The organism is Streptomyces sp. NPDC094034 (assembly GCF_040303865.1).
Classification (GTDB): Bacteria; Actinomycetota; Actinomycetes; order Streptomycetales; family Streptomycetaceae; genus Streptomyces.
In genome coordinates, this window is record NZ_JBEOUD010000085.1 from 1 (window position 1) to 13,137 (window position 13,137).

Here is a 13,137-nt window from a genome sequence, read left to right on the forward strand (position 1 = left end):
GTGGGGCGCTGAGGGCTGCGGCGTCTGTGGTTGTGGACCGGCATGCGAATTTGCGTGCGGGTTTTGCTTATGAGGGTTTGCGGGAGCCGGTTCAGATCATTCCCAAGCAGGTTGAGGTGCCTTGGGAGGAGGTTGATTTTTCGGGTCTGGATGCCGGCAGTCAGGAGGATGCGGTTGGGGCGTGGCTGGAGGAGGACCGGAGGCGGCGTTTTGATTTGTCTGTGCCGCCGCTGTTGCGGTTTACGTTGATTCGGCTTGGTGAGCAGCGGTTCCGGCTGGTTTTCACGTGTCATCACCTGTTGTTGGACGGGTGGTCGCTGCCGGTGTTGATGCGGGAGCTTTTTGTTGCTTATGGCCGGGGTGGGGATGGTGGGGGTTTGGAGCCTGTCACTCCGTACCGGGATTATCTGGCGTGGGTGGCGGGGCAGGATCGTGGTGCGGCCGAGGAGGCGTGGGGGCGGTCTCTTGCGGGTGTGGAGGAAGCGACCCGGCTCGGGCCGGTGCGTGCGGGTCGGGTGCCGGTGGCTCCTGAGAGGGTCACGGTGTGGGTGCCGGAGGAGTTGGCGGCTGCGCTGAGGGGTGTGGCGCGGGGCTGTGGGGTCACGTTGAACACCGTGGTCCAGCAGGCGTGGGCGGTGCTGCTCGGGCATATGACGGGTCAGGACGATGTGGTCTTCGGCGCGACCGTCGCGGGACGCCCGGCTCAGATCCCTGGCATCGAGTCGATGGTCGGCCTGTTCATCAATACCGTGCCGGTACGGGTACGTCTGAAGCCTGCTGAAACGGTGGGTGAGGCGTTGGTGCGGCTCCAAGACGAACAGAGTGCCCTCCTGGCCCACCAGCACCTCAAACTCACCGACATCCACAAACTGACCCCGGCCGGCGAACTCTTCGACACCGTCATCGTCTTCGAGAACTACCCGGTCGAGAACGAGGCCTTCGAACGGGCGACATCGGCCCTCACCCTCACCCACGCAGAAGCCCACGACGCCAGCCACTACCCGATGAATCTCCGCGTCCTGCCCGGAGACAGCATTGAGATCCGTATGGAATACGGACCCGACCTGTTCACCCGCGCAGCGGTGGAGGAGCTCGGCAGCCGGCTTCTCCTCGTTCTCCAGGCCATTGCCGAAACCCCGCGGATCCCCGTCGGTCGTGTCGACATACTCAACGCGCGCGAGCGTGAGCAGGCGCTTTCTGCCCTGCACGGCCGACGTGACGTGGCGGAGTTCCGCGACGTCGTGGACAGGATCAGGGATGTCGCCCGCAGGCAGCCGAACGCGGTCGCCGTCACGGACGATGAAGGGGACGTCACCTACGAGGCCCTGATGTCCCGAGCGAGCGCCCTGTCCAGGCGCCTCGCGGCACGCGGAACAGGAGCGGGAGCACTCGTCGGAATCCTCTCCGACCCCGGCGCGCCGTTCGTGTGGTCGGTACTGGGCGTGTTCGGCAGCCGAGCCGGCTACATCCCGCTGGACCCGCACGCCCCGACTGCGCGTAGCGTGACGTACCTCATCGACAGCGGCGCGGACTGCCTGCTGACGGAGAAGAAGCACCTTGAGCAGGCGCAGGCCATCGCGGCCGCATCGGGCCGCGATGTCGAAGTCATGGTCATGGGTCACGAACAGGACGGTGCCGAGTGGTACCCGAGCCGATCCGAGACCTACGACATCGCCTACTCCATCTTTACTTCGGGTTCCACCGGACGACCGAAGGGAGCGATGGTCCACCGGGCCGGCATGGAGAACCACCTGCTGGCGAAGATCGAGGACCTGCGCCTCTCCGCAGCGGACAACGTCATGCAGAACGCGCCGCTGACCTTCAACATCTCGGTCTGGCAGATGTTCGCAGCACTGATGCTCGGCGGGCGGATCCGCGTCGTCGGCCGGACGGTCGCAGCAGACCCCCGGGAGCTCTTCCGGCGCGTGACTGACGAAGGCGTGTCCGTGTTGGAGGTCGTTCCCTCACTCCTCCGGGCCGCCCTCGACCTGTGGGACGCCGAGGAGGCGTTGCCTGAACTGCCGCGGCTGCGCTGGCTGGTCGTGACAGGCGAGCCGCTGCCGGGCAGCCTGTGCGAGCGATGGTTCGCGCGGTTCCCGGAGATCCCGCTCGTCAACGCATACGGATCGACGGAATGCTCGGACGATGTCTCGCACGCCATCATCACGAGCGAGAAGTACGCCGCCGAGCAGAAGGTCACCATCGGCACCCCCATCCGAAACATGCGGCTGTACATCCTGAACGAGGCTCTTCAGCCGGTCCCGCCGGGAATGCCGGGAGACCTGTACGTCAGCGGCGTGGGCGTCGGTCAGGGCTACATCGGGGACGCGCCCCGCACGGCAGCGGCCTTTGTGGCCGACCCCTTCTCCGACGAACCAGGCGCACGGATGTACCGCATGGGCGACTACGTCAGGTGCCTTCCGGACGGCTGCCTGGAGTTCGTGGAGCGGCGGGACCACCAGGTCAAGATCCGCGGACAGCGACTCGAACTCGGCGAGATCGAGATCTCCCTGGCGCAGCACGCCCTCGTGGGCCAGACAGCTGTGGTCGTGCGGGAGGACACCCCCGGCGACAAGCGGCTGGTGGCGTACGTGGTTCCCAGAGCCGGCATGGCAACCAGCGCTCTCGACCCTGCTGTCCTGCGTCGGCATGTGGGGGAGCGGTTGCCGGATTACATGGTCCCCTCCGCCTTCGTCCCCCTTGATGCCCTGCCTCTCACACCGAACGGGAAGCTGGATCGGCGGGCGCTGCCGGCCCCGGATTACACGCGGGGTGGTGCCGGGCGTGGGCCGCGTTCGCCGCGGGAGGGGATCCTGTGCGGTTTGTTCGCCGAGGTTCTGGGTGTGGAGTCGGTGTCGATCGATGACGGGTTCTTCGAGTTGGGTGGGCATTCGTTGTTGGCGACCCGGCTGGTGAGCCGGATCCGGACGGTCCTGGGGGTGGAGGTCAGCATCCGGTCCTTGTTCGAGGCTCCGACTGTGGCGGGGTTGGTGGGGCGGTTTGGTGAGGGTGGTCGGGTTCGGGAGTCGTTGGGGCGGCGGGTTCGGCCGGAGGTTCTTCCGGTGTCGTTCGCGCAGCGGCGTCTGTGGTTTCTGGGTCAGCTTGAGGGTGTGTCGGCGACGTACAACATTCCGCTCGTGTTGCGTCTGACGGGTGTGTTGGATGTGGGGGCGTTGCGGGGTGCGCTGGCGGATGTCGCGGGTCGGCACGAGAGTCTGCGCACCGTGTTCCGCCAGAGCGCTGACGGCCGGCCGAGCCAGCACGTCCTCGACCCGGTCGAGGGTGCTCCCGAGTTCTGTGTCGAGGCAGTGGCCACCGATCGTGTCGCTGCCACAGTGGCGGGTGTGACGGGTGCCGGGTTTGATCTGGAGCGGGATCTGCCGTGGCGGGTGCGTCTGCTGGAGGTCACCGATGTTCCCGGTGAGTGGGTGTTGGTGATGGTGGTCCATCACATTGCGGCGGACGGCTGGTCGATGGCGCCGCTGGCGAGGGATCTCTCGCAGGCGTATGCGGCCCGTTGCCAGGGACGTGCGCCGGCATGGCAGGAGCTGCCGGTGCAGTACGCCGACTACACGTTGTGGCAGCGTGAGGTGCTGGGTGACGAGGGTGATCCGGACAGTGTGATCGCGGCCCAGGTCGCGTACTGGAAGCAGGCCCTGGCCGGCCTTCCGGAGCAGTTGGAGCTGCCGGTGGATTACCCGCGCTCCGCGATCGCGTCGCATGAGGGTGCTTCGGTGGACGTGCACGTACCGGCCGAAGTGCACGCCCGGCTGGTGGAGCTGTCCCGGTCGTGCGGCGCGAGTGTGTTCATGACCGTGCAGGCCGCGTTGGCGGTGCTGCTGTCGAAGATGGGTGCCGGGGAGGACATTCCGATCGGGACGCCGGTCGCGGGTCGTACCGATGACGCGCTCGATGATTTGGTCGGATTCTTCGTGAACACGCTCGTGCTGCGGACCGACCTGTCGGGTGATCCGACGTTCCGGGACGTGGTGGAGCGCGTTCGGGAGGCGGACCTGGCCGCGTTCACGCACGAGGACGTGCCGTTCGAGCGTTTGGTGGAGATCCTCAACCCGGCGCGCTCCATGGCCCGCCACCCCCTCTTCCAAGTCATGCTCACCTTCCAGAACAACACCCGCCCGCACCTCGACCTGCCCGGCATTCACACGCAGGCGGAGCCTGCTGACGGGGTCGCCGCCAGGTTCGACCTGTCGTTCAGCCTGGGAGAGACGCATGGCGTCGACGGGAGGCCCGCAGGTCTTGAGGGACAACTGGAATACCGCACCGACCTGTTCTCGGAGGAGACAGGCCGAGGACTCGTGGACCGTCTGGTGCGGCTCCTCAAGGCAGTGACCGCCGATCCCGATGCGGCGATTCGCTCGGTGAGCGTCCTCGGTGTCGAGGAGCGTCGGCGGGTGTTGGCCGAGTGGAACGACACCGCTCGTGAGGTTCCGGATGCGACGTTGCCGGAGTTGTTCGAGGCGCAGGTGGCGCGTACTCCTGATGCCGTTGCTGTGGTGTGTGGTGGTGTCGAGCTGTCGTATGCGGAGTTGAACGCTCGGGCGAATCGTCTGGCTCGTCATCTGGTGGTGTGTGGTGCGGGTCCGGAGCGCCTGGTGGCGGTGGCGTTGCCGAGGTCGGCCGACCTTGTTGTGGCGTTGCTGGCGGTGTTGAAGAGCGGTTCGGGTTATGTGCCGGTGGATCCGGAGTATCCGGCGGACCGGATCGCTTACATGCTTGCGGATGCCGGGCCGGTTTTGGTGGTCACGGATACGGCCACGGAGGCCTTGTTGCCCCGGGACGGCGCCGTGCCGTGTCTGTTGCTGGACGAGGCGGGGGTCGGGCAGGCCGTGGCTGGCCGGGACGGCGGAGACCTGTCCGATGGTGATCGGCTGTCTTCGCTGGTGCCCGCGCATCCGGCGTATGTGATTTATACGTCGGGTTCGACGGGGCGGCCGAAGGGTGTGGTGGTGTCGCATGCGGGTGTGGCGAGTTTGTCGGGGACGCAGGTCGAGGGTCTGGGTGTGGGGCCAGGTGCCCGGGTTCTGCAGTTCGCTTCGGTGAGCTTTGACACGTCGGTCTGGGAGATCTGGATGGCGTTGTTGTCGGGTGCGGTGCTGGTGATGCCGTTGTTGGAGGAGCGGGTCGCGGGTGAAGTGTTGTCGCGGTTCGTAGTGCGGCATGGAGTGACGCATGCGACGTTGCCGCCGGCGGTGCTGGAGGTGTTGGGGGAGGATGCTCTTCCTGCGGGGCTGACGTTGGTGTTGGCGGGTGAGGCGTCTTCGGCTGGGTTGGTTGGGCGGTGGGGTGCGGGGCGTCGAGTGTTCAACTCGTTCGGTCCGACGGAGACCACGGTGGACGTCACGTTGTGGGAGTGCCGGGCGGGTGACGGCACGGTGCCGATCGGGCGTCCGGTGTGGAATACGCGGGTGTATGTGCTGGATGGGGGTTTGTCGCCGGTTCCGGTGGGTGTGGCAGGTGAGCTGTATGTCGCGGGTGCTGGTCTGGCTCGGGGGTATGTGGGGCGCCCGGGTTTGACGGCGGAGCGGTTCGTGGCGGATCCGTTTGCTGTGGGGGCGGGTTCGCGGATGTACCGCACGGGTGATGTGGTGCGGTGGTCGGCGGACGGGGTGCTGGAGTTCGTGGGGCGTGCTGATACGCAGGTGAAGGTGCGGGGTTTCCGTATCGAGCCGGGCGAGATCGAAGCCGTTCTCGCTGAGCATGAGCAGCTTGCCCAGGCGGCCGTGGTCGTGCGGGAGGACACCCCTGGTGACAAGCGCCTCACCGCCTACGTCGTACCCATACCTGATGCCCCGGCCCATCACGTGCCGTGGAGCGCCGTCACCGCCGAACTGCGCAGCCACGCCCGTCGGCGCCTGCCGGACTACATGGTGCCGTCGGCCTTCATCGTGCTGGACAGTCTGCCCTTGACGCCGAACGGGAAGCTGGACCGGCGGGCGCTGCCAGCACCCGTATACGCCACGGATGCATCGGGGCGGGCAGCGCGGACTCCGCAGGAGGAGATCCTGTGCGGTCTGTTCGCAGAGGTCCTGGGCATGGAGTCGGTGTCGATCGATGACAGCTTCTTCGATCTCGGTGGCCACTCCCTGCTGGCGACTCGGCTCGTACGCCGGATCCGCACGGCGCTGGGAGTGGAAGTCGCGGTTCGGTCGCTGTTCGGAGCACCCACGGTGGCTCTGCTGGCGACGGAACTCGCTTCAGCGACGACGGCGAAGGCGCGTCCCAAGCTGCGACGCATGCGCCCCCTTTCGGAAGACGGCGAATGACGCAGCATTCCAAATAAGTGGTGAGAGTGGCGGGGTCTGAGGAGAGCTCCACCGGCCCCGCCTGCTCGCAGGTTCTTCATGTAGTCCGCCGCATGGACAGGCGGTGTACCCCCCTCCGTGTGAGGGAGCAAGCGAAAGGTTGTTCCTGTGATTCCGGTGTCGTTCGCGCAGCGCCGTCTGTGGTTCCTGGGTCAGCTTGAGGGTGTCTCGGCGACGTACAACATCCCCCTCGTGTTGCGTCTGACGGGTGTGTTGGATGTGGAGGCGTTGCGGGGTGCGCTGGCGGATGTCGCGGGTCGGCACGAGAGTTTGCGGACGGTGTTCCCGCAGGTGGACGGGGAGCCGTGGCAGGAGATTCGGCGGGGTGTGGCGGGTGTTCCCGATGTCGTCGTGGAGGCTGTGCTGGCCGGCGGTGTCGCTGCCGCAGTGGTGGGTGTGACGGGTGCCGGGTTTGATCTGGAGCGGGATCTGCCGTGGCGGGTGCGTCTGCTGGAGGTCACGGACGTTCCTGGTGAGTGGGTGTTGGTGATGGTGGTCCATCACATTGCGGCGGACGGCTGGTCGATGGCGCCGCTGGCGAGGGATCTGTCGCAGGCGTATGCGGCCCGTTGCGAGGGACGTGCGCCGGGGTGGGAGGAGCTGCCGGTGCAGTATGCGGACTACACGTTGTGGCAGCGTGAGGTGCTGGGTGACGAGGGTGATCCGGACAGTGTGATCGCGGCCCAGGTCGCGTACTGGAAGGAGGCCTTGGCCGGCCTTCCGGAGCAGCTGGAGCTGCCGGTGGATTATCCGCGTCCTGCTGTCGCGTCGCATGAGGGTGCTTCGCTGGAGGTCCGTGTTCCGGCGGAGGTGCATGTCCGTCTGGTGGAGCTGTCCCGGTCGTGCGGCGCGAGTGTGTTCATGACGGTGCAGGCGGCGTTGGCGGTGCTGTTGTCGAAGATAGGCGCCGGGGAGGACATTCCGATCGGGACGCCGGTCGCGGGTCGTACCGATGACGCGCTTGATGATTTGGTCGGGTTCTTCGTGAACACGCTGGTTCTGCGGACCGACCTGTCGGGTGACCCGACGTTCCGGCAGGTGGTGGAGCGCGTCCGGGAAGCCGACCTCGCCGCGTTTGCACATGAGGACGTGCCGTTCGAGCGATTGGTGGAGATCCTCAACCCGGCGCGCTCCATGGCCCGTCACCCTCTCTTCCAGGTCATGCTCACCTTCCAGAACGTCGCCGAGCCCGATCTCGACCTGCCCGGTCTGAGCGTCCGCCCCGAGCGCACAGCGGCGACGATGGCCAGGTTCGATCTGGCGTTCACCATTGGCGAGTCGTACGCACAGGACGGCACGCCCACGGGTCTGCGAGGCCGACTTGACTACCGCACCGATCTCTTCGCCGCGCGGACTGCCCAGGGCCTCGCGGACCGCTTGGTGCGGGTCATAGAAGCGCTCGTCACCGCACCCGACCAGCCGATTCGGAGTGTGAGTGTGCTGGCTGGCGAGGAGCGTCGGCGGGTGCTGGTCGAGTGGAACGACACGGTTCGTGAGGTTCCGGATGCGACGTTGCCGGAGTTGTTCGAGGCGCAGGTGGCGCGTACTCCTGATGCCGTTGCTGTGGTGTGTGGTGGTGTCGAGCTGTCGTATGCGGAGTTGAACGCTCGGGCGAATCGTCTGGCTCGTCATCTGGTGGGGTGTGGTGCGGGTCCGGAGAGGTTCGTCGCCGTCGCTCTGCCGAGGTCGGTCGACCTTGTGGTGGCGTTGCTGGCGGTGTTGAAGAGCGGTTCGGGTTATGTGCCGGTGGATCCGGAGTATCCGGCGGACCGGATCGCTTACATGCTCGCGGATGCCGGGTCGGTTTTGGTGGTCACGGATACTGCCACGGAGGCCTTGTTGCCCCGGGACGGCGCTGTGCCGCGTCTGTTGCTCGATGATCCCGAAGTCCGGCGGGCCGTGGGTGGCCGGGACGGCGGAGACCTGTCCGATGGTGATCGGCTGTCTTCGGTGCTGTCTGCGCATCCGGCGTATGTGATTTATACGTCGGGTTCGACGGGTCGGCCGAAGGGTGTGGTGGTGTCGCATGCGGCGTTGGTGAATTACGTGGTGCGGTGTCCGGAGGCGTATCCGGGTCTTGCGGGTTCGACGTTGTGGCATGCCTCGGTGTCGTTCGATGCGGGGGTGACCGGTCTGTACGGGGCTTTGGTCGCTGGTGGGTGTGTGGTGGTGGCGGCTCTGGACTCTGTGTCTGTTGAGGGGGGTGCGGGTGCCGGGTTGCCGGTGTCGTTCCTGAAGGTGACGCCGAGTCATCTGCCGGTTCTGGAGGGTGCTGGTGGTGGGTTTGTGCCGGTGGGCCAGTTGATGCTGGGCGGGGAGGAGATTCCTGTTCATGCGGTGATGCGGTGGCGTGGGGCTCATCCGGGGGTGTCGGTGGTGGCGCATTACGGTCCGACCGAGGCGACCGTGGGGTGCACGGACTATCCGGTGGCGGCTGGTGCGGTGCTGTCCGCGGGTGACGGCACGGTGCCGATCGGTCGTCCGGTGTGGAATACGCGGGTGTATGTGCTGGATGGGGGGTTGTCGCCGGTTCCGGTGGGGGTGGCGGGTGAGTTGTATGTGGCGGGTGCGCAGTTGGCCCGGGGGTATGTGGGGCGCGCGGGTTTGACGGCGGAGCGGTTCGTTGCCGATCCGTTTGCTGTGGTGGCGGGTTCGCGGATGTACCGGACCGGGGATGTGGTGCGCTGGTCGGCCGATGGGGTGCTGGAGTTTGTGGGGCGTGCTGATGCGCAGGTGAAGGTGCGGGGTTTCCGTATCGAGCCGGGCGAGATCGAAGCGGTCCTGGCGGAGCACGCATCGGTGGGTCAGGTGGTCGTGGTCGTACGGGAGGACCAGCCCGGCGACAAACGCCTCGTCGCCTATGTCGTGCCTACGGCCGTGGACTTCGACGCTGCTGTCCTGTGTCGGCATGTGGCGGACCGGCTGCCGGATTACATGGTGCCCTCCGCGTTCGTCACCCTCGACGCGCTGCCGTTGACACCGAACGGGAAGCTGGACCGACGGGCGCTGCCGGCTCCCGAACACACCATGGACGAGTCGGGGCGGTCGCCGCGCTCGCCGCGGGAAGAGATCCTGTGCGGTCTGTTCGCCGAGGTCCTCGGCGTCGAGTCCGTGTCGATCGACGACGGTTTCTTCGACCTCGGCGGGCACTCGTTGCTGGCGACCCGGCTAGTGAGCCGGATCCGCACCGTCCTCGGGGTCGAGGTCGGCATCCGGTCCTTGTTCGAGGCCCCGACCGTCGCGGGCCTGGTGGTCCAGCTCGGTGAGGGTGGCCAGGTCCGTGAGCCGCTGGAGCGGCGGGTGCGGCCGGAGGTTCTTCCGGTGTCGTTCGCCCAGCGCCGCCTGTGGTTCCTGAACCAACTGGAAGGCGTCTCGGCGACGTACAACATCCCCCTTGCTCTGCGTCTGACCGGCGCTTTGGACGTGGAGGCGCTGCGGGCCGCGCTGGCGGACGTCGCCGGCCGGCACGAGAGTCTGCGCACCGTGTTGCGCCAGAGTGCTGACGGCCAGCCGAGCCAGCACGTCCTCGACCCGGTCGAGGGTGATCCCACGTTGCGTGCGGAAACGGTGTCCCTGGATGACGTGGCAACGACCGTGGCCGCGATCGTGGATGACGGCTTCGACTTGGAGCGGGATCTGCCGTGGCGGGTGCGCCTGCTGGAGGTTACCGACGCTCCCGGCCAGTGGGTCCTGGTCCTGGTAGTGCACCACGTCGCAGCGGATGGCTGGTCGATGGCACCGCTGGCAAGGGATCTGTCGCAGGCGTACGCGGCCCGTTGCCAGGGATACGCGCCGGGGTGGGAGGAGCTGCCGGTGCAGTACGCGGACTACACGTTGTGGCAGCGCGCGGCCCTGGGCGACGAAAGTGATCCGGACAGTCTCATCGCGGCCCAGGTCGCCTACTGGAAGCAGACTCTGGCCGACCTTCCCGAACAGCTGGAGCTTCCGGTCGACCACCCCCGCCCCGCGATCGCCTCCGCCCGAGGGGCGTTGGTCGGTGTACGGGTCTCGGCCGAAACGCACGCCCGTCTGGTGGAGCTGTCGCGTTCCTGCGGGGCGAGTGTGTTCATGACGGTGCAGGCGGCGCTGGCGGTGCTGTTGTCGAAGATGGGCGCCGGGGACGACATTCCGATCGGGACACCGGTTGCCGGCCGAACCGACGACGCCCTCGACGACCTCGTCGGATGCTTCCTGAACACGCTGGTTCTGCGGACCGACCTGTCGGGCGACCCGACGTTCCGGCAGGTGGTGGAGCGCGTCCGGGAAGCCGACCTCGCCGCGTACGCCCACCAGGACGTGCCGTTCGAGCGGCTCGTGGAGATCCTCAACCCGGCGCGCTCCATGGCCCGCCACCCCCTCTTCCAAGTCATGCTCACCTTCCACAACAACGCACACCCCGACCTCGACCTGCCCGGCATCCAGGCCGTCTCGGAGCCCCTGACGAACACTGCGGCGAAGTTCGACCTGTCCGTCAGCCTTGCCGAGGTCTACGACGAGGGCGGACTCGCCGACGGGCTGCTGGGGCAGCTGGAGTACCGGACCGACCTCTTCACGGTCGAGACCGTCCAGAGTCTTGCGGATCGCCTCGTCCGCGTACTGGAAACGGTGGTGGCGGAGCCCGACCGGACAATTCGCGAGGTCGACGTGCTCGGCAGCGATGAGCGCGAGCGCATCCTGCGTACGTGGAACGACACCGAGCGGGAGATTTCCGACGGCACGGTGCTCGACCTGCTTCGGGCGAGAGTGGCGCGCACTCCCGACGCGCTCGCCGTACTCAGCGGCGACGTCGAACTCACCTATGCCCAGCTCGATGCGCGCGCGAGTCACCTTGCGCAGAAGCTGATCGCACTCGGCGTGGGCCGGGAGCGCCTGGTCGGCCTGTGCCTGCCCCGAGGGGCGGACATGGTCGTGTCGCTCCTCGCGGTGTGGCGTGCAGGCGGTGCGTATGTGCCCCTGGACCCCGATTACCCGGCGGACCGACTCGGCTACATGGTGGCGGACAGCGGCGCGGTCGTTGTCCTGGGAACTGCGGACACGGTGAAGGACCTGCCGACGGAGGCGGTGCACGTCCTGCTGCTCGACGAATTCGTCCACGCGGACACCGCCCCCTCCGACGAAGAGCCCCCTGTCGCCGTCGACCCCGACCAACTCGCCTACGTGATCTACACGTCGGGCTCGACGGGACGCCCCAAGGGGGTGGCCGTCCCTCACCGTGGCGTCGCCAACCTCGCAGAGATGATGCGACCGGTCCTCGGGGTTCACGAAGGCGCCGTGGCCTTGCAGTTCGCCTCCTTCAGCTTCGACGCGTCCGTACTCGACGTGGCCGTCACTCTTGCGGCAGGTGCGACCCTCGCCATCGCGTCGAGCACGGAACGGTCGGAACCGGAGGCACTGGCCGCGATGGTCAAGAAGTCCTGCGTGAACGTCGCCAGTGTGGTTCCCTCCCTGCTCGGAGTGCTCGACCCCGCCGCAGTCTCCGGAGTGCAGAACTGGGTCCTGGGCGCAGAACTGCTGACGGCGGACCTGGCCAGCCGGTGGACGGCCGGAGCCCGCATGTGGAACACCTACGGCCCCACCGAGGCCACTGTGATAACCACAGCCGTTGAACTGGACAGGTCCATCCGCCCCGAGGACCAGCCTCCGCCGATCGGGCGTCCGCTGGGAAACACGCGGGTGTATGTGCTGGATGGGGGTTTGTCGCCGGTTCCGGTGGGTGTGGCGGGTGAGTTGTATGTGGCGGGTGCGCAGTTGGCCCGGGGGTATGTGGGGCGCCCGGGTTTGACGGCGGAGCGGTTTGTGGCGGATCCGTTTGCTGTGGTGGCGGGTTCGCGGATGTATCGGACCGGGGATGTGGTGCGGTGGTCGGTGGATGGGGTGCTGGAGTTTGTGGGGCGTGCTGATGCGCAGGTGAAGGTGCGGGGTTTCCGTATCGAGCCGGGCGAGATCGAAGCCGTTCTCGCTGGGCATGAGCTGGTTGCTCAGGCGGCTGTCGTCGTGCGGGAGGACTCTCCTGGTGACAGGCGTCTTGTCGCTTACGTCGTGTCTGCGGCGGTGGTGGATTTCGATGCTGCTGTTCTGCGTCGGTATGTGGGGGAGCGGTTGCCGGATTACATGGTTCCCTCCGCGTTCGTGGTGCTGGATGTTCTGCCGTTGACGCCGAATGGGAAGTTGGATCGGCGGGCGTTGCCGGCTCCTGTGTATGCGGGGGGTGTGTTGGGGCGGGGGCCGCGGACGGAGTGTGAGGAGGTTTTGTGCGGTTTGTTTGCTGATGTTCTTGGTGTGTCGCGGGTTTCTGTGGATGACGGGTTCTTCGAGTTGGGTGGCGACAGCATTCTGTCGATTCAGTTGGTGGCGCGGGCGCGGGCTGTGGGTCTGGTGTTTTCTCCGCGGGATGTGTTTGAGCGTAAGTCGGTGGCTGGTTTGGCTGCGGTGGTGGGTGTGTGGGAGGGGCCGGTGGTGGAGGCTGAGGGTGCTGGGGTGGGTGTGGTGCCGTTGACGCCGGTGATGCATCAGGTTCGGGAGCGGGGTGGGCCGTTGGCGGGGTTCTCGCAGTCGATGCTGGTGGGTGCGCCGGCGGGGCTTTCTCTGGATGTGCTGAGGGCGATGGTGGGGGCGGTTTTTGAGCGGCATGACGCTCTGCGGTTGAGGGTGGTGCCGGGTGTGGATTCGGACGGCGATTCTGCTTCTGCTTCGGGTTCTGCTTCGGGTTCTGCTTCTGGTTCGGGTTCTGGTTCTGGTTGGGGTGGGGGTTGGGGTTTGGAGGTGTTGCCGTCGGGTGTGGTGGATGTTGCGGGGTGTGTGCGTCGTGTGGATG

The 13,137-nt window shown here is 66.9% G+C and carries 1 protein-coding gene and 1 pseudogene; both read left to right on the plus strand.

The window, feature by feature from the left end; genetic code table 11:
• The first annotated feature begins 8 nt into the window (after positions 1-8).
• A complete protein-coding gene (locus tag ABTZ59_RS36310) occupies positions 9-6,284 on the plus strand; it encodes a non-ribosomal peptide synthetase (protein ID WP_351425391.1) in 6,276 nt (2,091 codons plus the stop codon).
• A 153-nt stretch (positions 6,285-6,437) separates the two neighbouring features.
• Positions 6,438-13,137 (plus strand): annotated as a pseudogene (locus tag ABTZ59_RS36315) (amino acid adenylation domain-containing protein); the annotation flags it as partial.